A 24,616-nucleotide genomic window follows, 5' to 3' on the forward strand; every position below is an offset into this window, starting at 1 on the left:
CCAGTCGCCTCACGCATCGCCCAGATAAGTCTTGATGACTTCAATGAACTTCGGGACGGAAATCGGCTTCGACACATAAGCCTCGCATCCCCCCTGGCGAATGCGCTCCTCGTCTCCCTTCATGGCGAAAGCGGTGACCGCGATGACCGGAATGACATGCAACTCGTCATCTTCCTTCAGCCACTTCGTCACCTCCAGCCCCGAAACCTCCGGCAGCTGGATATCCATGAGGATCAGATCCGGCCGGTGCTTGCGGGCGAGATCGAGCGCTTCCATGCCGTTGCGTGTCTGGATCGTCGTATAGCCAGACGCCTCGATCAGGTCGCGAAAGAGCTTCATGTTCAGCTCGTTGTCTTCGACTATCATGACCTGCTTGGGCATGGTGAGCAGTCCCCGTTTCGCTTTGAAACCTTCACCCAGACATATAAGTTGGCTGAGAACCGATTCCATCGTCCATTTGTTGCGCAAGGCTAGAGGGATTTGGTTTCAAAATAGGTAACTTCAGGTGAGAAATGCTGCGCGATACAAAAAACAAAGGCAATGCCAGCCAGGATCCGCAAGAAACGGCGGCCGCCATACTTGGCTGGCTGGCAAACGAGCCGGAAATGCTGGGACGCTTTCTGGCGTTGAGCGGATTACAGGCCAATATGCTGCGCCAGGCCGTCAGCGATCCAGGTTTTCTGGCGGGACTCACCGATTTCCTGATGAGCCACGAACCCGATCTCATGGCGTTCTGCGCCGCAACTGACACGTCGCCCGAAACGGTGGCTGCGGCCTGGCACCACTTTTCCGGACCCGGGCTGGATTCGGGTGTGTATTAAGGGAAGAGCCCTTGAGCCGTTGTTACAACCGGAGTATGGTCGGCGACGTTCTGGTTTTGTTTTCGGCCCATGTCCACGTCGCATCCTTATGATCCCGGTTTTTGCCGCGACTGTCTGGTCGGCCAGCCAGAGGGGCTTAGACGTTGCCGTGCCTGCGGAAGCCCGCGGCTTGTCTATCACGCCGAACTCTACGGTCTGAGCATCGCCCATATCGATTGCGATGCCTTTTATGCCTCCGTTGAAAAGCGGGATAATCCGGAACTGGCCGATAAACCTGTCATCATTGGCGGCGGCAAGCGCGGGGTGGTTTCCACTGCCTGTTATATTGCCCGTATTCAGGGCGTGCGCTCCGCCATGCCCATGTTCAAGGCGCTGGAAGCCTGTCCCGACGCCGTGGTCATCAAACCTGACATGGAGAAATACAGTCGTGTCGGGCGCGAAATCAGGGCGATGATGCAGGAGTTGACGCCGCTGGTGCAACCGCTTTCCATAGACGAGGCGTTTCTCGATCTTTCAGGCACCGAGAAGCTGCATCACGATCCACCGGCGCGCGTGCTGGCGAAATTTGTCCGGCGCGTGGAAAAGGAAGTGGGGGTGACGGTTTCAGCCGGGCTTTCCTACTGTAAATTTCTCGCCAAGGTCGCGTCCGACCTGCAAAAGCCCCGCGGCTTTTCCGTGATTGGCGAAGCGGAAGCGCTGTCGTTTCTTGCGGCGCGGCCGGTCACGACCATCTGGGGCGTGGGCAAGGCCTTCGCGGCGACGCTGGAGGCCGACGGCATCCGCATGATCGCACAGCTGCAGGAGATGCAGGAAAGCGAGCTGATGCGTCGTTATGGCGTGATGGGCCAGCGGCTCTTCCGGCTGTCGCGCGGCATTGACGAGCGGCATGTGCACAATAACGACCCTGCCAAAAGCGTCTCTTCTGAAACCACCTTCTTCAACGATATTTCCCGCCATGAGGACCTTGTGCCGATCCTGCGGTCGCTCTCGGAAAAAGTCGCCTGGAGGCTCAAGAAAAATGGCATTGCCGGCCATACGGTTGTCTTGAAAATGAAGACGGCTGACTTCAGGATTCGCACCCGCAATCGCAAGCTGGACGACCCCACGCAGCTAGCCGACCGAATTTTCCGCACCGGCCTCTCATTGCTCGAAAAGGAAACCGACGGCACGAGATTTCGCCTCCTCGGCATCGGTGTCAGCGATCTGCGCGATGCCGGCCTTGCCGATCCTCCCGATCTCGTCGACAGACAGGCGGGGCGCCGGGCCGCGGCGGAAGCGGCAATGGACAAGCTGCGCGACAAGTTCGGCAAGGGCAGCGTCGAGACCGGCTATACGTTTGGCTCGCGGAAATAACCGAACCCGTTAAGCCCTTCGGCCGACATATCGGCGCATCGATCTCCCGAACTATTTATTTTAGATTTTACACAAATTAGTGATAGCGCGGCAGCGCCGCCCTTAAACTTCATTAAACTTAGCGTGGTTGAGTGAGGGAAGTTTTGTGCATGTGGTGTATTGCGTCATGTCCCTTCGCCTCCGTCTTATGGCCGGCATGCTGTCGGCCAGCATTCTCGCCTTTCCGGCGCTCGCCGCTGACAGCAGGTCCCTGCAGATACTTGTATCGAAAAGTGACCAGTCGCTCGCGCTTTATGAGAATGGTGAAATCATCGCCACCTCCAAAGTCTCGACCGGCAAGGCCGGGCATGAGACACCGAGCGGCATATTCTCCATTCTAGAGAAGCGGAAATACCACGAGTCGAATATCTATTCGGCCGCCCCCATGCCGTTCATGCAGCGACTGACCTGGTCCGGCATCGCGCTGCACGAGGGCAAGGTGCCGAACTATCCGGCTTCCCACGGCTGTGTGCGCCTGCCTTCCAAATTCGCAAGGTCACTCTTCGGTGATACGCGTACCGGGGTGCATGTCATCATCACCGACCGCCCGGTCTCGCTGCGCTTTGTGCAACATCCGGCGCTGTTTTCGCCGCGTGACGACGCAGATGACGGCAAGCTGCTTCTGTCGGATGTAGAGTTGCGGCCCGCGAGCTTCGATGCGGCTCTGGGCGCGGTCGAGGTCGCCGTCAATGAAAAAACCCAGGCGATCAAATCGACGGCGAAGGCGAGAGAGCCTTCACCGCTGCGCATTCTCATCACAAGGCGTGGCGAGCGGGAAAGGGTAATGGATATTCAGACCGTGCTTACCCGTCTCGGCTTCGATGCCGGTTCGGCCGACGGTTATGCCGGGGAGATGACGATCAGCGCCATCAACGGTTTCAAGCGGTGGAAGGGGCTGAAAACGTCAGGGCCCCTTCTGACCGACGCTTTCGTGGCGGCGCTTTATGCCTCCGCCGGTGAAGACCACCCGCCAACCGGGCAGATCATGGTGCGGCAGGACTTCAAGCCGCTTTTTGAGGCCGCCATCGACATCAAGGACCCGGAAGTCGCGCTCGGAACCCATTTTTTCGAGGCGGTGTCCGTGGATCGCGCTGCCGGAACCGCCGAATGGAACGGCGTAACGCTCGACAATCATCTGCCAGCCGCTGCCCGCAAGCGGCTCGGCATCACCGTTACCGAAGCGCCCGGCGGTTTCGACCAGTTGAGTGCCGTGCTCAGCCGTCTCGACATTCCGCAGGACATACGCGCCCGGATTGAGCAGGAACTCTCAAGCGGAAGCTCCATCACCGTTTCCGACCTCAGTCACCAGATGGAGACAGGAACGGGAACGGATTTCATCACCGTGACGAAGGAAGGGCCGGTCTGAGCGAGGCGCGAAGGCGCTGCGCCTCACACCAGTTCCACATCAACGACACCGGGGGCTGACCGAAGAGCAGCGGCTATTTCGGGCGAGATACGGTATTTCTCCGTCAGTTCGACCTCGATCTCGCGGCTCCCCTCATCCTTGATAACGATGAAATAGACCGAGCCGTCACCTCTGGTGTTGAGGTGGCGGGCAACCGTTTTCAGCGGGCCGGAATCACGCACATAAACACGCAGTGCCTTCTGCATCTGCACGGATTTTTCTTCCAGCGACTGCGCCGTCTGGATGCGCAGACCGATACCTTCAGGGCGCTCTTCCGCCTGCACCGTGATCACCAACGACTTGCCGACCTCAAGCAGGTCGCGGTACTGGCCGAGACCTTCGGAAAACAACACCGCCTCATATTGCCCTGAAGCATCCGAGAAGGTGACGATACCCATCTTGTTGCCGGTGCGCGTCTTTCGCTCCTGTTTGCCGGTAACGGTGCCGGCAAGACGCCCGGCAGTCGCCCCCTGTTTCACAGCAGCGGAAAAATCGGCGAAATTCTGCACGCGCAATTTTTCCAGTACGGGGCGATAGGTATCCAGCGGGTGGGCCGTGAGGTAGAAACCGAGAACCTGATATTCGCGCAGCAGCTTTTCCGAGGCAAGCCAGGGCTGGAAGGCAGGAAGCACCAGCTTTTCCGGGCCATTGCCGCCGCCCGAGCCGAACATGTCCGACTGGCCGATGGTGCGGTTGTTCTGCGCCATCTGGGCATAACCGATGATACGGTCCAGCCCGCCGATCAACTCTGCGCGGTCGCGGCCGAAACAATCGAAAGCACCTGCATTGATGAGGCTTTCCAGCACGCGGCGGTTGATCTGCTTGGGGTCGATGCGCAGGCAGAAATCCTCAAGGCTCGTGAACGGCTTGCCATCGCGAACCTGGACGATGTGTTCCACCGCCCCCTCACCCACACCCTTGATGGCAGCCAGCGAATAATAGATGCGGTTTTCGCCCGTCTCGAACTGGCGGAAAGACGTCTGTACCGAAGGTGCGACGACCTCAATCCCAAGGCGGCTGGCATCCTGACGGAAATCGTTGAGCTTTTCCGTATTGGCCATATCGAGCGTCATGGAGGCCGCCAGGAACTCCACCGGATAATGCGCCTTCATATAGGCCGTCTGGTAGGAGACGATCGCGTAGGCCGCGGCATGGCTCTTGTTGAAGCCGTAATTGGCAAATTTTGCGAGGAGATCGAAGATGGTGTCGGCCTGCGGTTTCGAGACACCGTTCTTGATGGCGCCATCAACGAAGCGCTCGCGCTGCTTGTCCATTTCCTCCTTGATCTTCTTACCCATGGCGCGGCGCAGAAGATCGGCTTCGCCAAGCGAATAACCCGACAGAACCTGGGCGATCTGCATCACCTGTTCCTGATAAACGATAACGCCCTGTGTTTCCTTCAGCAGATGGTCGATGGTCGGGTGGATCGATTCCAGCTCTTCTTCGCCATGTTTGCGGGCGTTATAAACGGGGATGTTCTCCATCGGGCCGGGACGATATAGCGCCACCAGAGCGATAATGTCCTCAATGCAGTCCGGCCGCATTCCGATCAGCGCCTTGCGCATGCCGGCACTTTCCACCTGGAACACGCCGATGGTCTCACCGCGCGACAGCATCTCATACGTCTTGGCGTCATCGAGCGGGATGGCGGCGAGATCGACCTTGATGCCGCGCTTGGCGACAAAATCGACAGCCACCTTCAGCACCGTCAGCGTTTTCAGGCCAAGAAAGTCGAATTTGACGAGGCCGGCGCTTTCAACCCACTTCATGTTGAACTGGGTGACCGGCATATCGGACCGCGGATCGCGATACATGGGCACCAGCTTCGATAGCGGGCGGTCGCCGATGACGATACCGGCAGCATGGGTTGAGGCATGGCGATAAAGCCCCTCGATCTTCTGGGCGATATCCAGCAGGCGCGCGACAACAGGCTCCCTGTCCGCTTCTTCCTGCAGGCGCGGCTCCTCCTCGATCGCCTTCGAAAGCGGCGTCGGGTTGGCCGGGTTGTTGGGCACCAGCTTGCAGATCTTGTCCACCTGCCCGTAGGGCATTTCCAGCACGCGGCCGACGTCGCGCAGGGCCGCGCGCGCCTGGAGCGAACCGAAGGTGATGATCTGCGCAACCTGCTCGCGGCCGTATTTGGCCTGAACGTAGCGGATCACTTCTTCACGACGATCCTGGCAGAAATCGATGTCGAAGTCGGGCATCGACACGCGTTCAGGATTAAGGAAGCGTTCGAACAGCAGTGAGAAACGCAGCGGATCGACATCGGTAATCGTCAGCGCGTAAGCGACGAGCGAACCCGCGCCCGAACCACGGCCCGGTCCGACCGGGATATCGTGCTGCTTGGCCCATTTGATGAAGTCGGCAACGATCAGGAAATAACCGGGGAACTTCATGCGCGAGATGACGCCGAGCTCGAAATCGAGCCGCTCGCGATAATCCTGTTCCGTATAACCGGGCGCCATACCGAGCGCGGCAAGGCGCTGATCCAGCCCCTCCACCGCCTGACGTCGAAGCTCTTCCGCTTCGGCGCGTTCCGCTGCCTCAGGATCGTCGCTGGCGCCGGTGAAACGTGGCAGGATCGGCCCGCGCTTCTTCAGCACATAAGAGCAGCGCAACGCAATCTCGACGGTATTGTCCAGCGCCTCCGGCAGGTCTGCAAACAACGCCGTCATTTCTTCTCGACTTTTGAGGTAATGGTCGGGCGTCAGGCGAAAGCGGCTGTCGTCCGAAACAATGGCATTATGCGCCACCGCCATCAGCGCGTCATGCGCTTCGTAGTCGGCCTTCGACGGGAAGAACGCCTCGTTTGTGGCAACCAGCGGAATATCATGGTCATAAGCGAGGCCGATCATACGCCGCTCATGCGAACGGTCATACCCGGACTGACGCTGCAATTCGATATAAAGCCGGTCACCGAAGAGTGACTTCAGTGTCAGCAGCCGTTCCTTCGCCTGGGCGGCATGACCTTCCCTCAAGGCCATATCCACCGGGCCGCCGGAAGCGCCGGTCAGCGCGATCAGGCCCGCATTTGAGTCCTCTTCCAGCCATGCGCGGGTAATGTGCACGGAATGGCCACTGCCCTCGCCCTCAAGATAGGCACGGCTCACAAGATCCACCAGCCGCTCATACCCTTCGGCATCGGCGGCGAGAAGAACGATAGCGGGAAGTTTCTGAAGGTGGCTGTTGTGGTTGCGGCGATCCTCCGCCGCATCCTGCATGTCGATCGACAGCTGGCAGCCGATGATGGGCTGCAAACCCTCATCCCGCGCCTTTTCGGAAAACTCCAGCGCAACGAAGAGGTTGTTGGTATCTGTAATGGCAATGGCCGGCTGGCCGTCTGAAACCGCCTTGGACATGATTTTCTTGAGGGGCAGAGCCCCTTCAAGCAGGGAGTAAGCGGAATGAACCCGAAGATGAACGAAACCCGGGGTGTTCAGGTTTTCGTCAGAGGTTTCTGCCCGCACAACCGTATCGCCCATATCATCATCCTGTCATTCTGAATCACGGGGGCGATTTTCCGATTTCCGGCGCTTGATGTCCACCGCTTTGCGATGTCCATACAGGCTTCTGCGCCGGTATCTTCTTCACAGCGCGGTGAGGATTACCGAAAAGCTGGCAACGAAGACAGCAATGGAGGTGAAAGCGGCAACGTCACGGATGAAATCAGTCATTGGTCTCTCCTTACTCGTTATGTTCCAACTTTGTTCTCATTTCGTTCGATTGTCAACAGGGTTCTGCTGATGTTCTCCTTGCCAACGTGGCAGAATCGCTTTCGGTTCCCGCTTCCAAAACCGCAAGCCGCTGACTCCAAAGCGAAAAACCCGGAAGAAAAATCCTCCGGGTTCAAAAAATGAAACTTGGAAAAATCCTTGCTCGCGGCAGCCAAGCGGCTAGCCTCCGTCAAGGGCGCATCCGATCCCTCGCCTTGCTCGCCGTTCGGGGTCGGTGGATGGCGGGACAGGCTCGGTCAGGTCAAAAATCGACGATCTTGCCCTCGGCGAGCGTTACGCGGCGATCCATCCGGCCGGCGAGCTCGTGGTTATGCGTCGCGATCAGCGCTGCGAGGCCGGACTGGCGAACCAGCGCCTCCAGTGCGTCGAAGACATAAGAGGCGGTCTCTGGATCGAGATTGCCGGTCGGCTCGTCCGCCAGCAGCAGGAGCGGTGCATTGGCGACGGCGCGGGCAATGGCGACGCGCTGCTGTTCCCCCCCGGAGAGCTCGGCCGGACGGTGTTCGCCACGATGCCCCACCCGCATGTAATCCAGAAGCGCGCTCGCGCGTTTACGCGCCTCCGCCTGTGACAGGCCGGCGATGAGCTGCGGCATCATCACGTTCTCAACTGCCGAAAACTCGGGCAGCAGATGGTGGAACTGATAAACGAAGCCGATGTCGCTGCGGCGGATCGCCGTGCGGGTCTCATCCGGCAGGCCGTTGCAGGGCGCATCGTTGATATAGACTTCGCCGGCGTCTGGATGTTCGAGAAGCCCGGCGAGATGCAACAGGGTGGATTTGCCGGTACCGGAGGGGGCAACCAGCGCCACCATCTCACCGCTCTTCAACTGGAAATCCGCCTTGCGCAGAATGGAAAGCGACGTCTCGCCCTGACCATAGGTTCTCTCGACGCCGGTAAGCCGCAGCACTGTTTTTTTTGCCATATTGCGAAGCGGTCCTTATTCGTAACGCAGGGCCTGCACCGGATCGAGCTTGGAAGCACGCCAGGCCGGGAAGATCGTTGCCAGGAAAGAGAGCGTCAGGGCCATGATGACGACGGTGATGGTTTCACCAACATCCATTTCGGCCGGAAGCTGGCTGAGGAAATAGAGCTGCGGATCAAACAGCACCGTTCCTGATATCCACGAGAAGAACTGGCGGATGGATTCGACATTGAGGCAGACGATGACGCCAAGCGCCACGCCAGCGAAGGTGCCGACCGTGCCGATCGCCGCGCCGGTCATGAAAAAGATGCGCATGACGGCACCTGAGCTTGCGCCCATGGTGCGCAGAATGGCGATATCGCTGCCCTTGTCCTTTACCAGCATGATCAGGCCGGAAATGATGTTGAGCGCCGCCACAAGAACGATGAGGGTCAAGATCATGAACATCACGTTCCGCTCCACCTGCAGGGCGGAAAAGAAGGTCTGGTTCCGCTGCCGCCAGTCGACGATGTAGATCTGCCGTTCCGCCGCCTGCTCCACCAGCGGGCGGATGCCATCGACGTCGTCCGGGCGGCTGACATAAAGCTCAATGGACCCGACACGCCCTTCCGTATTGAAATAGAGCTGCGCCTCGGAGAGCGGCATGTAGATCATAGAGGCGTCATATTCGGACATGCCGATCTCAAAGACGCCGGAAATCTTGTAGGATTTCACGCGGGGATTGACACCCATCGGCGTCACATCACCTTCCGGTGATATGAGGGTGATATCGTCACCAGCCGTTACACCCAGTTGCGATGCGAGCCTGGAACCGACGAGGACGCCGTCTCCGGCCATAAAGCCAACGAGATCGCCGGTCTTGATGTTGGTCGCTACTTCCTTGACCTTGTCGATGTCCTCCTGGCGCACGCCGCGCACCAGCGCGCCAGAGCCCGCGCCACCGCGGCCGGAGGCAAGCGTCTGGCCTTCCACCAGCGGCAAGGCCATGGTAACGCCGGGGACGGCGGCGAACTTCTTCGCCAGTTCATCGTAATTATTCAAGGGCTGGTCGATCGCATTAACGATCATGTGGCCGTTGATGCCAAGAATGCGGGAGATCAGTTCCGTGCGGAAACCGTTCATGACGGCCATGACGATGATGAGCGTCGCTACGCCCAGCATAATGCCGACAAAGGAAAAACCGGCAATGACGGAAATGAAGGCTTCCTTGCGCCGCGAGCGCAGGTAACGCCAGGCCACCATACGTTCAAAAGCGGAAAACGGCCGGGCGGTGTTTGCCCCGGCGGAAACAGCCGCACCCTTTTCAGCTTCGGCTTGTGCCATGTCGTCTCCCTGATCTCAAACTGCAAGGCCGGTCTTTTCCTAAAACCGGCCCCTCTTTCTGCGGCTGTGCGACGAAACCGGAGCGGACTTCTGGTGAAGCCGCTCCGGTTTCCGCTCGCTTAGCCGAGCACCCTGTTCATCGCCGCCTCGATCGTCACGGTTTCCCGTTCGCCGGTCTTGCGATCCTTGACTTCGACTTCGCCATTCGCGACCGAACGTGGGCCGACGATGATCTGCAGCGGCACGCCAATTAGATCGGCAGTGGCGAATTTCTGGCCTGCACGGTCGTCCGTATCGTCGTAGAGAACATCCTTGCCGGCGTTGGAGAGCGAATAATACAGCTTTTCGCAAGCAGCATCGCAGGCCGCGTCTCCAGCCTTCATGTTGATGATCACGACGTCGAAAGGAGCGACCGAAGCCGGCCAGATGATTCCGTTCTCGTCATGCGATGCTTCAATGATGGCGGGAACAAGGCGTGTCGGGCCGATGCCATAGGAACCCATGTGGACAGGATGTTCCTTGCCATCCTTGCCCTGCACTTTCGCGCCCATCGGTTCGGAATATTTGGTGCCGAAATAGAAAATGTGGCCGACTTCGATGCCGCGTGCCGAAAGGCGCTCGCCCTCGGGAATGGCGTCATAGGCGGCCTCGTCATGCATCTCGGAGGTGGCGGCGTAATCGGCTGTCCATTCGTCAAACACGCCCTGCAACGCTGCAACATCATCGAAATCGGTGTTTTCGGCGGGAATGGCGCGGTCCAGGAAGCTCTTGTGGCAGAAGACTTCGGATTCGCCGGTATCAGCGAGAATGATGAATTCATGGCTGTGGTTGCCGCCGATCGGACCTGTATCGGCACGCATGGGAATAGCGCGAAGGCCGAGACGTTCGAACGTGCGCAGGTAAGCCACGAACATCTTGTTATAGGAATGGATCGCATCTTCCTTGGTCAGGTCAAAGGAATAGGCGTCCTTCATCAGGAATTCGCGCGAGCGCATCGTGCCGAAGCGGGGACGCACCTCGTCGCGGAACTTCAACTGAATATGATAGAGGTTCAGCGGCAGGTTCTTGTAGGACTTCACATAGGAACGGAAGATGTCGGTGATCATCTCCTCATTGGTGGGGCCGTAGAGCATCTGACGATCCTGGCGGTCCTTGATGCGCAGCATCTCCTTGCCGTAGTCGTCGTAACGGCCGCTTTCCTGCCAGAGTTCCGCGGACTGCAGGGTCGGCATCAGAAGCTCGATGGCGCCGGAGCGGTTCTGCTCCTCGCGGATAATCTTGTTGACCTTGTCCAGCACACGCTTGCCCAGCGGCAGCCAGGAATAAATGCCAGCCGACTGCTGCCGGATCATGCCGGCGCGCAGCATGAGACGGTGAGAAACGATTTCCGCTTCCTTGGGGTTTTCCTTCAGGATGGGCATGAAATAACGGCTGAGACGCATGACGGCTTCCATTGATGCGGACGATAGCGCGCGAAGCTGCGGGAATCGCCCCGAATAGAGGGATATTGGCGCCGGATATAGCCGTTTCCGGGGCGGATGAAAACCCGCCATGAAAAGAGCGTTTAATGGGCATTTCGTTGTATTTTCGCGATAGCTAATTCGCGCCAAAACGCTTTGGCCGAAATATTATTCTTGATCGGGTGCGACAAAATGCACCACAGGGAATTTTTTGCCGACTGTAACAAATATGCAAAAAATGAGATGACAAGGCTGGGGGTTTGAGCTAGCTTTAGCTTACAAAAGAGGCAGGAAGTTTAAATTCTTGTCATTTTCGCGGTCAGTCTTGGGAGGATCAGATCTTAGGCGCGCTCGTTCGCAGCCCCGGTAACGGTTACAGATCACGCGAAAACTGGAAAACAAGGCTGAAAGGCCTTGTTTTTTTTTGCCTTGGCAAATTGCCCCGCTCGCTTCGTCATTCCGCAGAGCTCCGCGATGAATCAAGATCAGCAAGCTCCTGCTGTGTGCACGATAGATATGACATCCATATGACAGTGTTTGGCCGGATTGATGGCGGACTGCCCGATGCTTAGGCAGTTCCGGGGTTCGTTCTCGGGCCACCCCGTCAAGACGCGACTGGGGCGGATACCGCCCCGCTGTCTTTAGTCGAAAACGGGAATAATTCTCGGCAGATCATCAAGGCTGACACCGAACCACCAGGTTCCGGCATACCATAGGCCACAGATCAAAGCCGAGATCAGGGTCGTCCACAAAACGATCCGCCCGCCCTTGAAGCGGGAGGGTGCGCTGGCGACCGTGCCCAGTGCGACATCTCCGTCTTCATCCTGGGTGCGCAGGCCAATCGGCAACACGATGAAAAGCACCGTCCACCAGACGATGAAATAAACGGCGAAGGCCGAAAGAAGCGGCATGTGATCCTCCTGCGCAATGGGCTTCTTGTAACGCATTCATCCGCAGATCGGAATCACTCCGCAAGAAATCCTAAAAGAAAAGAGAAGAGCCGCGCTTTGCGGCGCGGCTCAGAAATCAGAGAGGAAGAGACAGGGGGCCGGCCAATCGGCCGGACGGCCGGCTCAGACCTTGGTTACAAAAACCGTCACGATCGGCTTCTTGCCCCAACTCTGGTTGGCGGCGGCGCGTACGGCGCGGCGCACGGCTTCACGCAGCAGTTCCAGATCCTTGCGGCGGGCGCGCGGAATGCTCTCGACGGCGCCGAGCACGGCGTCATAAAGCGTGTCCTCCATCGCCTCATCCTCATCATCGAATTCCGGCAGGCCGAAAGGCACGACATCGGGATCGCCGAGGAAGTCGTAACGGCTGTCCAGCACGACATTGACGGCGACGTGGCCGGCGAAGGAGAGCTTGCGGCGATTGCTGATGCCCATCTCGTCCATGTCACCGACGAGATTGCCGTCCTTGAAGACGCGGCCATGCGGCACGTCATCGATTACTTCCGCCGGGCCGGGTGCGAGGCGCAGAACGTTGCCGTTGCGCACCTTCGGCACCTGCGAAATGCCCGCCTGTTCGGCCAGTTCCTTCTGCGCCACCAGATGCGCCGCCTCGCCGTGCACAGGCACGACGATCTGCGGCTTCGTCCATTCATACATCTTCAGAAGCTCGTTACGGCGCGGATGGCCGGAGACGTGAACGAGCGCCTCATTGTCGGTGACGATGTGGACGCCCTGTTCGATCAGGCCGTTCTTGATATCGATGATCGCCTTTTCGTTGCCTGGGATAGCGCGCGACGAAAAGACGACCGTATCGCCCGAGGCGAGCGCCACATTGCGCATCTCATCGCGGGAAAGCTTGGCGAGTGCTGCGCGCGGTTCCCCCTGCGAACCCGTCAGGATCAGCACCACACGATCACGCGGGATATAACCGAATTCATCTTCAGCGAGGAACGGCTTGATGCCTTCCATAATGCCGAGGTCCTGCGACACGTTGACGACACGCTTCAGCGACGAGCCGAGCAGCAGCACTTCACGACCGGCAGCCTCAGCCGCCTGCGCGATCGAGCGGATACGCCCGACATTGGAAGAGAAGGTGGTAACGGCCACGCGGCCTTCGGCATTTTCGATGATCTGGCGCAGACCTTCCGAAACCTCATGCTCGGAAGGCGATACACCATCCCGCACGGAGTTTGTGCTGTCGCACATCAGCGCCAGCACGCCCTCTTCACCGATGGCGCGGAAGCGGGCTTCATCCGTCAACGGCCCAAGTGAAGGCGCCTCATCGATTTTCCAGTCACCGGTATGGATGACATTACCGAGCGGTGTGCGGATGACCAGCGACATCGGTTCGGGGATGGAGTGATTGACGCCAACCGCTTCGATTTCGAAGGGACCAACATTGATGCGGTCACCCGCCTTGAACGGCGTGATCGGAATTTCCGCACGGCTGCCTTCATAAGCGCGCTTCGCCTCCAGCATGCCGGCGGTGAACGCCGAGGCGTAGACCGGCACGTTGAGGCCGGGCCAGAGATCGTTCAGCGCACCATAGTGGTCTTCATGCGCGTGGGTGATGATGATGCCCTTGAGGTTCTTTTTCTGCGCCTCGATATAGCTGATATCGGGCAGCACGAGATCGACACCAGGCAGATCGAGACCGGCAAAGGTCACGCCGCAATCCACCATGATCCACTGGCGCTTGCTCGCCGGCCCGTAGCCGTAAAGCGCCAGATTCATGCCAATTTCACCCACGCCGCCAAGCGGCACAAAAACCAGTTCGTCCTGTTGAGCCATTGTTTTTCTTATCCATTCAAAAAAGCGCGCAGGACGGCATCACGCCGCGCCATGCCGCTGCTATCAGCATCGGACCTGTTGAACCATCTGATCGACCGGGCCGATGCGGAGCCGGTTTGTCACCCTGCATTTCATGAGCTGCAGGAAAGCTCCAACCTATGGGATCCGGTTCGGCGCGGGTTTTTTACCCGCACCGTGCACCTCATCCGAAAAACACGTCGCCAGCGGCAATGGAGCGTCTTGCGCCCTCGTCCTCATCCAGCAGCAGATAACCATTATCATCAATTCCGACAAAACGCCCGCCGATCGAACGATCCGGAAAATTGACGGTGATATGTTCGCCAATGCCGCAGGCCGCTGCCCGCCAGCTGGCGATAATGGCGGATACGCCCCTGCCCTCATCCCATTCGCGCAGAACCTCGGCCGTTTCACAGAAGAGATGGGCAAACAGTTCCTCGGGCGAGCAAGCCGCACCATGTTCCGACAGCATCGTAACGGGATAAAGCGGATTATCAGGTTTATGGGCGATATTGATACCAATGCCGATGACGATGGCGCGCCGGCCGTCAGGCAAAAGCTCGGCTTCCATCAGAATGCCGCAGGTCTTGCGGCGGCCAATCAGCACATCGTTCGGCCATTTGATTTCAAGCGCTTCGCCACCCGGCGGCAAAACCGCGCGAATGGCGCGATAGACCGCGAGCGCAAAAGCGAGCGGCAGGGAGCCGATGCGCTCAATCGGCGCGGGATCGATCAGAAGAAGGGAAGCGTAGAGATTGCCGGGCTCTGACACCCAGGCCCGGCCACGGCGGCCCCGGCCGCCGGTCTGTCGGATGGCGGTAACCCACAGGTTGCCGCCATCGCCCGCCCGCGCCCGGGCGAAACATTCCAGATTGGTCGATGGCGTTTCCGCCATCGCCTCGTGCCTGATATCGTCGATGGACATCCGGCCCGTATTCCTTCGTGTACTGCTCAAAAGAAGGTCTTCGCCGCAGCAGTGACCGCGTTGCCAAGTGCACCGCCGAAGACGATGAAGGCGACGGTGAAGAAGGCCGACAGCGCATAAACCACTTTGAGTTCGCCCGACGGACGCTCGAACTTGTCCTTGGCTTCATCAAACCACATGACCTTGACGACGCGGATGTAATAATAAGCGCCGACAACCGAACCGATCACACCGATGATGGCGAGCGGATAAAGCTTCGCTTCGATGGCGGCCAGGAACACGTAGTACTTGCCGAAGAAGCCGGCGAGCGGCGGAATGCCGGCAAGCGAGAACATCAGGATCGTCAGCACAACCGCCATGAAGGGATTGGAAGACGAAAGACCGGCGAGATCTTCGACATTCTCGACATTGCCGATTTCCTTGCGGCGCATGGCGAGGATGCAGGCGAAGGTACCAAGCGTCATGACCATGTAGACGGCCATGTAAAGGATAACGCCAGCAACACCAGCCTGCGTGCCAGCAGCAAGACCGACCAGCGCATAACCCATGTGACCGATGGAGGAATAGGCCATCAGGCGCTTGATGTTCTTCTGGCCGATTGCGGCGAAGGAACCGAGCAGCATGGACGCGATGGAGATGAAGACGACGATCTGCTGCCAGTCGGCAAAGACTGGCTGGAAGGCCTCGATGACGATGCGGACGAGGATCGCCATGGCGCCGATCTTCGGTGCGGCCGAGAGGAAGGCCGTGACCGGGGTTGGCGCGCCTTCATAAACGTCCGGCGTCCACATGTGGAAGGGAACGGCGGAAATCTTGAACGCCAGACCGGCCAATACGAAGACCAGACCGAAAACGAGACCGAGCGAACGGGTTTCCGAGGCCAGAACCTGGGCGATTTCGGTAAAGCCGGTATTGCCGGTGAAGCCGTAGACCAGCGACATGCCGTAAAGCAGCATGCCGGAAGAGAGCGCACCGAGAACGAAGTATTTCAGGCCCGCTTCCGTGGAACGCAGGCTCTCGCGGTTGATGGCGCAGACGACATAAAGCGCCAGCGACTGCAGTTCCAGCGCCATGTAGAGCGAGATCAGGTTATTGGCCGAGATCATCAGCAGGATGCCGAGCGTCGCGAGAACCAGCAGCACCGGATATTCGAAACGGCCGATCGGTTCGAAGCGGCCCTGGCCAACGGCCAGGATCATGGCGGTGATGGAGCCGATCAGCGCCAGCACCTTCATGAAATTACCGAAGGCATCGGCGATGTAGACACCGCCGAAAGCCACACCCGATGCGGGGGCAAAGATGATCCAGAGACCGACGACGAGCAGGAGGGCAACGGCAAGGCCGGTGACCGTCGTTGTCGACTTGTCGCCCGAGAAGACGCCAATCATGAGCAGCGCCAGCGCGCCGATCGCGAGGATCAGCTCGGGCGTCGCAATGTGCAGACTGGCAAAAAGGATTTCAGCGGTCATGTCCAACGGGTCCTGTCGTCAATTCATAGTGAGCGCAACATTTTGCGCCGCCTGCAATGCAGCCGTATAGTTGTTTACCAGAAGATCGACCGATGCGGCTGTCGCATCGAACACCGGAGCCGGATAGACGCCGAAGAAGATGGTCAGCACAACCAGCGGATAAAGGATGACCTTTTCGCGGGCCGAGAGATCGAGCAGGCTCTTCAGGCTTTCCTTCTCCAGCGCACCGAAGATCACGCGGCGATAAAGCCACAGCGCATAAGCGGCCGAGAGAATGACACCGGTTGCGGCAAACAGCGCAACCAGCGTGTTGGCGCGGAAGACACCGACCAGCGTCAGGAATTCACCGATGAAGCCTGATGTGCCGGGCAGACCGACATTGGCCATGGTGAAGATCATGAAGGCGACCGCATATTTCGGCATGTTGTTGACGAGACCGCCATAGGCCGCGATTTCGCGGGTATGCAGACGGTCGTAAACAACGCCGACGCAGAGGAAGAGCGCGCCCGAGACAATACCGTGCGACAGCATCTGGAAGATCGCGCCCTGCACGCCCTGAACGTTGGCGGCGAAGATACCCATCGTGACGTAACCCATGTGGGCAACAGACGAGTAGGCAATCAGCTTCTTGATGTCGTCCTGCATCATCGCCACCAGCGAGGTGTAGATGATGGCGAGAACCGACAGCGTAAAGACGAAAGGTGCGAAATAGTCCGACGCCAGCGGGAACATCGACAGCGAGAAGCGGATGAAACCGTAACCGCCGAGCTTCAGCATGACGCCAGCCAGAATGACCGAACCTGCGGTCGGGGCCTGAACGTGGGCATCCGGCAGCCAGGTGTGCACCGGCCACATCGGCATCTTGACCGAGAAGGCGGCAAAACAGGCGAGCCACAGCCAGGTCTGCATGCCGGCCGGGAAGCCGTACTTCAGCAGTTCCGTCATATCGGTCGTGCCGGCCTGCCAGTACATGGCCATGATCGCCAGCATGGTCAGGACCGAGCCGAGCAGCGTGTAGAGGAAGAACTTATAGGAGGCGTAAACGCGATCCTTGCCGCCCCACACGCCGATGATGATGAACATCGGGATCAGCGTCGCTTCGAAGAATACGTAGAAGAGAACGGTATCCAGCGCCACGAAGACGCCGATCATGACAACTTCCAGCAGCAGGAAGGCGATCATGTATTCCTTGATGCGCTTCTCGACCGAATCCCAGCTTGCCAGCACGCAGAAAGGCATGAGGAAAGTGGTGAGGATAACGAAGAGCATGGAGATGCCATCGACGCCGAGATGGTAGGCGGCGATGTTGCCGAACCATTCATGCTTCTCGACCATCTGGAAGCCGGGGTTCGAATTGTCGAAACCGATCCAGATGAACAGCGACACGATGAAAGTGAAAACGGTCGTCAGCAGCGAGACATTGAGAATGTTGCGGCGACCATAGGGGCCGTTCTCATTCGTCAGAAGCAGGAGCACCACGCCGACGAGCGGCAGAAAGGTGACCGTTGAAAGAATGGGCCAATCGGTCATCAGAGGGCACTCCCGAGCATCATCCAGGTGACAAGCGCCGCGATGCCGATCAGCATCGCAAAGGCATAATGATAGAGGTAACCGGATTGCAGGCGGACCATGCGGTTGGTCACGTCAACCACACGCGCTGCAATGCCGTTGGGTCCATAGTGGTCGATGACGGCGACGTCGCCCTTCTTCCACAGGAAGCGGCCGAGCGCCTTCGCGGAACGAACGAAGAGGAAGTCATAGAGTTCGTCGAAATACCACTTGTTGAGAAGGAACTGGTAGAGTCCACGATGGGTCTCGGCCAGACGCTTCGGCGTCTCAGGCGACTTGATGTACATGTACCAGGCGGTCACGAAACCAAGCGCCATGGCGAAGAACGGGCTCCACTTCACCCACAGCGGAACATGGTGGAACTCTTCGAGGATCTCGTTTTCCGGGAGCGTGAAGAGAGCGCCCTTCCAGAATTCGGCATATTCGTGGCCGAAGAAGTAACCTTCGAAGGCAACGCCGGCGAAGATCGCGCCAACGGTGAGGATGAAGAGCGGGATCAGCATGACCATCGGCGATTCATGCACATGGTGCATGACGTCGGCAGAAGCGCGCGGCTTGCCGAAGAAGGTCATGAAGGCCAGACGCCAGGAATAGAAACTGGTGAACAGCGCGGCGATGACCAGCAGCGTGAAGGCGAAACCAGACAGAACCGAATGCGAGGCATAAGCGGATTCGATGATGACGTCCTTCGAGAAGAAGCCGGCAAAACCGATCATCGTTCCCGGGATACCAACGCCGGTCAGCGCCAGCGTGCCGACAGTCATAGTCCAGAAGGTGATGGGGATGTGCTTGCGCAGACCGCCCATGTAACGCATGTCCTGCTCGCCATCGACGGCGTGGATGACAGAGCCGGCGCACAAGAACAGCAGGGCCTTGAAGAAGGCGTGCGTGAAGAGGTGGAACACGGCAGCACCGTAAGCACCGACGCCAAGCGCCACGAACATGTAACCGAGCTGCGAGCAGGTCGAGTAAGCGATAACGCGCTTGATGTCGTTCTGCACCAGACCGACGGTCGCCGCGAAGAAGGCGGTGATCGCGCCGATCAGCGTCACGACGGTCAAGGCATCATGCGAGAGTTCAAACAGCGGCGACATGCGGGCGACGAGGAAGACACCGGCAGTAACCATGGTTGCGGCATGAATGAGCGCCGAAACCGGGGTTGGGCCTTCCATCGCGTCCGGCAGCCAGGTGTGCAGCAGGAACTGCGCCGATTTACCCATGGCGCCCATGAAGAGCAGCAGGCAGACGCCCGTCATCGCATTGGCCTTGTCCAGCTGCATGCCGAACAGGTTGATGACGGTTTCGGTCGAGGCAGCGCCCTCAGCCGGCAGATAAGTGCCGGCGGCAGCAAAGATGGTTTCGAAGTTGATCGAGCCGAACAGCACGAAGACGCCGGAGATGCCGAGGATGAAGCCGAAGTCACCGACGCGGTTGACGATGAAGGCCTTCATCGCCGCGGCAGATGCGGACGGCTTCTTGAACCAGAAGCCGATCAGCAGATAGGACGCCAGACCCACGCCTTCCCAGCCGAAGAACATCTGCAGCAGGTTGTCGGAAGTCACCAGCATCAGCATTGCGAAGGTGAAAAGCGAGAGATAGGCGAAGAAGCGAGGACGATGCGGATCGTGGTGCATGTATCCGATCGAATAGAGGTGCACCAGCGTCGAGACGGTGTTGACCACGACGAACATGACGGCCGTCAGCGTGTCGATGCGGAACGCCCATTCGACGTCGATACCGCCCGACTGAATCCAGCGCAGCACAGTGACCTTGATCACCTCGCCCGGCTCGCCATGGGCGAGTGCGACGTTGAAGAACACGATCCAGGACAGGATGGCAACCACGATCATCAGACCGGTGGTGACATATTCCGATGCCTTGGCGCCGATGGAGCGGCCAAAGAGGCCCGCAATCAGGAAGCCGATCAGTGGAAGAAAGACGATAGCCTTGTAGATCATAGCCTTATCAGCCCTTCATCATATTGACGTCTTCCACGGCGATCGATCCGCGGTTGCGGTAGAAGACAACGAGTATTGCAAGACCGATCGCCGCTTCAGCGGCTGCAACGGTCAGAATGAACAGGGCGAAGACCTGGCCGACGATATCGTTCAGGAATGCCGAGAAGGCCACCATGTTGATGTTGACCGCGAGCAAAATGAGTTCGATCGACATCAGGATGACGATGACGTTCTTCCGGTTGAGGAAGATGCCGAAGACGCCGATCGTAAAGAGGATCGCGCTGACCGTCAGGTAGTGGGAAAGACCGATTTCCATATTCTGTTTCCTTGGATCCGTTCGCGCCTCAGATGCCCTGGCCCGGCTTGACCTTGACCGTGGTAACCGCGGTCTTGGGGTCACGGCCGACCTGCGTGGCAATGTCCTGCCGCTTGATGTCGGTGCGATGACGCAGCGTCAGCACGATGGCGCCGATCATGGCCACCAGCAGCACGAGGCCGGCGAGCTGGAAGAAGTAGACGTAATTGGTATAGAGCACGTCACCGAGCGCGGCCGTATTGGTGCGTTCGGCAACCGGCGGGATCGGCATGGTGATGGACTTGGCCGCCTGCGGGTTGAGCACGCTGCCGCCCACGACGACGATCAGCTCAGCCGCAAGAATGACGCCGATCAGTGCGCCGACAGGCGCATATTGCAGCACGCCGGAGCGAAGCTCGGCGAAATCCACATCCAGCATCATGACGACGAAGAGGAAGAGCACCGCCACGGCGCCGACATAAACCACCAGCAGGATCATGCCGAGGAATTCGGCTCCCGTCAGCAGGAACAGCGCAGCTGCGTTGAAGAAGGTCAGGATCAGAAACAGCACCGAATGAACAGGGTTCTTCGATGCGATGACCATGAACGCAGACGCCACGGCGACGAAAGCGAATATATAAAAGAATACAGCGTGCAGACCCATTTTGGTGCCTTCTTGTCCTCATCGGGAGAAATGGCCGGAAGCCCCCTCGCCCGTTTCGTCCCCGCCGGCGAAAACCGCGCAGGCATTTTACTTTTCATCGCTCTCCGGGGTTGCTCCCCGGAAAGACGGTTGCACCTTAACGGTAAGGTGCATCCAGTGCGAGGTTGCGCGCGATTTCACGCTCCCAGCGGTCGCCATTGTCGAGAAGCTTCTGCTTGTCGAAATAAAGCTCTTCGCGGGTTTCCGTCGCGAATTCGAAGTTCGGGCCTTCAACGATGGCGTCCACCGGGCAGGCTTCCTGGCAGAAGCCGCAATAGATGCACTTCACCATGTCGATATCGTAACGCACCGTGCGGCGGGTGCCGTCGTTGCGACGCGGGCCGGCTTCGATGGTGATCGCCTGAGCAGGACAGATCGCTTCACACAGCTTGCAGGCGATGCAGCGTTCTTCACCGTTCGGGTAGCGGCGCAGAGCATGTTCACCACGGAAGCGGGGCGAGACCGGACCCTTCTCGAAAGGATAGTTGATCGTCGCCTTCTGCTTGAAGAAGTGACGCATGGTCAGGAAGATCGCGCCGACGAATTCCTTGAGGAACAGCGAGTTGACGGCTTGGGAGAGGCTTGCCATCTCAGTCTCCAGATCTTTGAGCGAGGAGTTCAGACATCAACCGGCCCACCCCGTCAGCTTCAATACGAATGCAACAATAACGACCATGGCGAGCGACAGCGGCAGGAACACCTTCCAGCCAAGGCGCATGAGCTGGTCATAGCGGTAACGCGGAACGAAGGCCTTCACCAGAGCGAACATGAAGAATACCATGCAGCCCTTGATGGCGAACCAGACGATGCCCGGCACCCAGTTCAGGAACCATACATCGACGATCGGCAGCCAGCCGCCAAGAAACAGGATGGTCGTCAGGCAGCAGATCAGAACGATCGCAGCATATTCACCGAGCATGAACATCATGTACGGCGTGGAGCCATATTCCACCATGTGACCGGCAACCAGTTCCGATTCCGCTTCCGGAAGGTCGAAGGGCGGACGGTTGGTTTCGGCGAGACCCGAAATGAAGAACACGATGAACATCGGGAACAGCGACAGCCAGTGCCAGTCAAGGAACGATGCCGGCAGGCCGAGCATGGTGCCGAGGCCGGTACGCTGCGCCAGAACGATATCCGTGAGGTTCAGCGAACCAACGCAAAGCAGAACGGTGACGATGACGAGACCGATCGAGACTTCGTAGGACACCATCTGTGCCGCCGAACGCAGCGCGCCGAGGAACGGATATTTCGAGTTCGAAGCCCAGCCGCCCATAATGATGCCGTACACTTCAAGCGACGAGATCGCGAAGATGTAGAGAATGCCGACATTGATATTGGCGACGACCCAGCCTTCATTGAAGGGAATGACGGCATAGGTGGCGAGCGCCAGCGTCACGGCAACCAGCGGCGCCAGCAGGAAGACCGCCTTGTTGGCGCCGGCCGGAATGACGGGCTCCTTCAGGATGAACTTCAAGAGGTCAGCGAAGGACTGGAAAAGACCGAAGGGACCAACGACGTTCGGACCACGGCGCAGCTGTACGGCCGCCCAGACCTTGCGGTCTGCAAGCAGCAGGAAGGCGATGGCCACCAGAAGGCAAACGAGAAGCAGCAGGGACTGGCCGACCATGATCAGCGCGGGCCAGACGTAGCTCCAGAAAAACGATTCCATAATCCCCTACCCTTACTCTGCCGCAGCCTGGAAATTGTTGCGGGCCAATGCGGAGCACTCGGCCATGACGGCAGAGGCGCGCGCAATCGGGTTCGTCAAATAAAAGTCTTTTACCGGCGAAGCAAACGCCGACTTCACGAGCGAGCCGGTTTTAGCAGCCAGAGCCTCGATATCCGAAGCCTTGCCGGCAACGATCTCGTCGGTTTCCGCCAGATGCGGATGAGCGACGTAGAGCTGGCCGCGCAGGGCGGACAGCGAATCGAACGGCAGCTTCTTGCCGAGGACGTCGGACAGCGCACGCAGGATTGCCCAGTCTTCGCGGGCCTCGCCCGGTGCGAAACCGGCACGGTTGCCAAGCTGGACGCGGCCTTCGGTGTTGACCCAGATACCGGACTTCTCGGTATAGGCCGCACCCGGAAGGATGACGTCGGCGTTCATTGCACCCTGATCGCCATGGCTGCCGATATAGACGGTGAACTTCGCGCCCTTATTCGACAGGTCGAGTTCATCGGCGCCGAGCAGGAAGAGAACATCCATCGAGGCGACCATGTCTGCTGCAGCAACACCGCCCTCCCCCGGCACGAAGCCGATATCGAGACCACCAACGCGGGCAGCGGCAGTGTGCAGGACCGAGAAGCCATTCCACTCTTCGGTGACAGCGCCGACGGAGGTCGCGAGCTTGGCAGCGGCGGCAAGAACGGCAGCGCCATCAGCACGGGACAATGCGCCCTGACCGATGATGATCAGCGGATTCTTGGCGGACTTCAGCTTGTCAACGAAGCTGTGCGAACCATTGGCGAGATCGGACAGTGTTTCAGCGCCCGAGCCGAGATATTCGTAATTGTAACGCAGCTCACCGGCTTCACCGATCACACCGATCGGGAAACCGCCGCGACGCCAGCGCTTGCGGATGCGGGCGTTGAGGACAGCTGCTTCGTAACGCGGGTTGGAGCCAACGATCAGCAGGGCGTCCGCCTGTTCGATACCTTCGATGGTGGAATTGAACAGGTAGCTGGCGCGGCCGAGCGACGGGTCAAGCGCTGCGCCATCCTGGCGGCAATCAACATTGGCCGAGCCGAGCGAAGCGAGAAGCGACTTCAGCGCGAACATTTCTTCGACGGACGACAGATCGCCGGCAATCGCGCCGATCTTGTTGCCTGAGGTCGCAGCCACAGCCTGCTTGATCGCACCGAAGGCTTCGCCCCAGGTTGCGGGCTGCAGGCGGCCATCCTTGCGGACGTAAGGCCGGTCGAGGCGCTGAGTCTTCAGGCCATCCCAGATGAAGCGGCTCTTGTCGGAAATCCACTCTTCGTTGATGGCCTCGTTGACACGCGGCATGACACGCATGACTTCGCGGCCGCGGGTATCGACGCGGATGGCCGAACCGAGCGCATCCATCACGTCGATGGTTTCGGTCTTGTTCAGTTCCCACGGACGGGCCGTGAAGGCGAAAGGCTTGGAGGTGAGCGCGCCGACGGGGCAAAGGTCAACGACGTTGCCCTGCAGCTCCGAGGTCATCGCCTGCTCGAGATAGGTGGTGATTTCGGCATCTTCGCCACGGCCGATGAGGCCGAGTTCGGCAATGCCGGCCACTTCCGTGGTGAAACGGACGCAGCGCGTGCAGTGGATGCAGCGGTTCATGACCGTCTTGACGAGCGGTCCGATATATTTGTCTTCAACCGCGCGCTTGTTTTCCGCGTAACGCGAACCGGCGATACCGAAGGCCATGGCCTGGTCCTGCAGGTCGCATTCGCCGCCCTGGTCGCAGATCGGGCAATCCAGCGGATGGTTGATGAGCAGGAACTCCATCACGCCTTCGCGGGCCTTCTTGACCATCGGCGTGTTGGTGAAAACCTCAGGCAATTCGCCGTTCGGGCCGCCGCGAACGTCGCGCACGCCCATGGCGCAGGAAGCGGCCGGCTTCGGCGGTCCGCCCTTTACCTCGATGAGACACATGCGGCAGTTACCCGCGACCGACAAGCGCTCATGAAAACAAAAGCGCGGAACTTCGGCGCCAGCCTCCTCGCACGCCTGCAACAGCGTGAAATGATCCGGAACCTCGATCTCTTTACCGTCAACCTTGAGCTTTGCCATGGTTCTACTTACGTCCTGTTGCCTGTTCGTCCCATGTCTCACACGGTCCGCAACAAATCCTTAATCACGCCCGGCACTGATGATGTCTGCCAGGCGCTTCATGGTGTCG

The 24,616-nt window shown here is 59.0% G+C and carries 20 protein-coding genes; 4 read left to right on the forward strand and 16 right to left on the reverse strand.

From position 1 onward, the window contains the following. Positions 1–9: 9 nt before the first annotated feature. Positions 10–381, reverse strand: a complete 372-nt coding sequence (locus WA845_RS19935; RefSeq protein WP_003521498.1) for a response regulator — start codon at positions 379–381, stop codon at positions 10–12. A gap of 131 nt (positions 382–512) precedes the next feature. Between WA845_RS19935 and WA845_RS19940 the strand changes: the two genes are divergently transcribed. The 3 genes from WA845_RS19940 to WA845_RS19950 all read left to right on the forward strand — a co-directional run bounded on the left by WA845_RS19940 (position 513) and on the right by WA845_RS19950 (position 3,579). Further along, positions 513–821: a DUF3572 domain-containing protein gene (locus WA845_RS19940; protein WP_004441355.1), complete on the forward strand. Its 309-nt coding sequence runs from the start codon at positions 513–515 to the stop codon at positions 819–821. 69 nt (positions 822–890) lie between these two features. After that, positions 891–2,174: a DNA polymerase IV gene (locus tag WA845_RS19945; protein ID WP_004441353.1), complete on the forward strand. Its 1,284-nt coding sequence runs from the start codon at positions 891–893 to the stop codon at positions 2,172–2,174. 166 nt (positions 2,175–2,340) lie between these two features. Further along, positions 2,341–3,579 carry a L,D-transpeptidase family protein gene (locus WA845_RS19950; RefSeq protein ID WP_112554950.1) on the forward strand — a complete coding sequence of 413 codons (1,239 nt, stop codon included), beginning with the start codon at positions 2,341–2,343 and terminating at the stop codon, positions 3,577–3,579. A 23-nt stretch (positions 3,580–3,602) separates the two neighbouring features. Here the strand turns inward: WA845_RS19950 and dnaE are convergent, their stop codons facing one another. Continuing rightward, positions 3,603–7,103, reverse strand: a complete 3,501-nt coding sequence (dnaE, locus tag WA845_RS19955) for a DNA polymerase III subunit alpha (RefSeq protein ID WP_337322542.1) — start codon at positions 7,101–7,103, stop codon at positions 3,603–3,605. A 72-nt stretch (positions 7,104–7,175) separates the two neighbouring features. Between dnaE and WA845_RS19960 the strand changes: the two genes are divergently transcribed. Then, a complete protein-coding gene (locus tag WA845_RS19960; RefSeq protein ID WP_128636264.1) occupies positions 7,176–7,478 on the forward strand; it encodes a hypothetical protein in 303 nt (100 codons plus the stop codon). A 118-nt stretch (positions 7,479–7,596) separates the two neighbouring features. On the opposite strand, the gene WA845_RS19965 is transcribed toward WA845_RS19960, so the two are convergent. From WA845_RS19965 to nuoG, 14 genes are all read right to left on the reverse strand, one after another. Beyond that, positions 7,597–8,280, reverse strand: a complete 684-nt coding sequence (locus tag WA845_RS19965) for an ABC transporter ATP-binding protein (RefSeq protein WP_004441345.1) — start codon at positions 8,278–8,280, stop codon at positions 7,597–7,599. 15 nt (positions 8,281–8,295) lie between these two features. After that, positions 8,296–9,603 carry a lipoprotein-releasing ABC transporter permease subunit gene (locus WA845_RS19970; RefSeq protein WP_112554954.1) on the reverse strand — a complete coding sequence of 436 codons (1,308 nt, stop codon included), beginning with the start codon at positions 9,601–9,603 and terminating at the stop codon, positions 8,296–8,298. Positions 9,604–9,722: 119 nt separating this feature from the next. Beyond that, positions 9,723–11,045, reverse strand: coding sequence for a proline--tRNA ligase (proS, locus tag WA845_RS19975; protein WP_112555134.1), 1,323 nt, complete (start codon positions 11,043–11,045; stop codon positions 9,723–9,725). 659 nt (positions 11,046–11,704) lie between these two features. Continuing rightward, positions 11,705–12,010 carry a DUF1467 family protein gene (locus WA845_RS19980; RefSeq protein WP_162719200.1) on the reverse strand — a complete coding sequence of 102 codons (306 nt, stop codon included), beginning with the start codon at positions 12,008–12,010 and terminating at the stop codon, positions 11,705–11,707. A gap of 126 nt (positions 12,011–12,136) precedes the next feature. Beyond that, positions 12,137–13,804, reverse strand: coding sequence for a ribonuclease J (locus WA845_RS19985; RefSeq protein ID WP_035207842.1), 1,668 nt, complete (start codon positions 13,802–13,804; stop codon positions 12,137–12,139). A 202-nt stretch (positions 13,805–14,006) separates the two neighbouring features. Beyond that, positions 14,007–14,747, reverse strand: coding sequence for a biotin--[acetyl-CoA-carboxylase] ligase (locus tag WA845_RS19990; protein ID WP_337322543.1), 741 nt, complete (start codon positions 14,745–14,747; stop codon positions 14,007–14,009). A 26-nt stretch (positions 14,748–14,773) separates the two neighbouring features. Then, positions 14,774–16,216 carry an NADH-quinone oxidoreductase subunit NuoN gene (gene nuoN, locus WA845_RS19995; protein WP_022556035.1) on the reverse strand — a complete coding sequence of 481 codons (1,443 nt, stop codon included), beginning with the start codon at positions 16,214–16,216 and terminating at the stop codon, positions 14,774–14,776. An 18-nt stretch (positions 16,217–16,234) separates the two neighbouring features. Further along, entirely contained in the window at positions 16,235–17,746 is a 1,512-nt protein-coding gene (locus tag WA845_RS20000; protein WP_112554958.1) for an NADH-quinone oxidoreductase subunit M, read from the reverse strand. Beyond that, positions 17,746–19,743 carry an NADH-quinone oxidoreductase subunit L gene (gene nuoL, locus WA845_RS20005; RefSeq protein WP_004441331.1) on the reverse strand — a complete coding sequence of 666 codons (1,998 nt, stop codon included), beginning with the start codon at positions 19,741–19,743 and terminating at the stop codon, positions 17,746–17,748. The genes WA845_RS20000 and nuoL overlap by 1 nt, the downstream gene beginning before the upstream one ends. Positions 19,744–19,750: 7 nt before the next feature. After that, the gene (nuoK, locus tag WA845_RS20010; RefSeq protein ID WP_003521516.1) at positions 19,751–20,059 is read right to left on the reverse strand and encodes an NADH-quinone oxidoreductase subunit NuoK; all 309 of its coding nucleotides are present in this window, start codon (positions 20,057–20,059) and stop codon (positions 19,751–19,753) included. A 28-nt stretch (positions 20,060–20,087) separates the two neighbouring features. After that, complete coding sequence (locus tag WA845_RS20015; RefSeq protein WP_004441329.1) at positions 20,088–20,702, reverse strand: NADH-quinone oxidoreductase subunit J; 615 nt, start codon at positions 20,700–20,702, stop codon at positions 20,088–20,090. A 136-nt stretch (positions 20,703–20,838) separates the two neighbouring features. Then, a complete protein-coding gene (gene nuoI, locus WA845_RS20020; protein ID WP_004441327.1) occupies positions 20,839–21,330 on the reverse strand; it encodes an NADH-quinone oxidoreductase subunit NuoI in 492 nt (163 codons plus the stop codon). 36 nt (positions 21,331–21,366) lie between these two features. Next, a complete protein-coding gene (nuoH, locus tag WA845_RS20025; protein WP_004441324.1) occupies positions 21,367–22,413 on the reverse strand; it encodes an NADH-quinone oxidoreductase subunit NuoH in 1,047 nt (348 codons plus the stop codon). Positions 22,414–22,425: 12 nt separating this feature from the next. After that, entirely contained in the window at positions 22,426–24,507 is a 2,082-nt protein-coding gene (gene nuoG, locus WA845_RS20030) for an NADH-quinone oxidoreductase subunit NuoG (RefSeq protein ID WP_004441323.1), read from the reverse strand. Positions 24,508–24,616: the final 109 nt, after the last annotated feature.

The organism is Agrobacterium sp. CMT1 (genome assembly GCF_037203725.1).
Taxonomy (GTDB): Bacteria; Pseudomonadota; Alphaproteobacteria; order Rhizobiales; family Rhizobiaceae; genus Agrobacterium; species Agrobacterium pusense.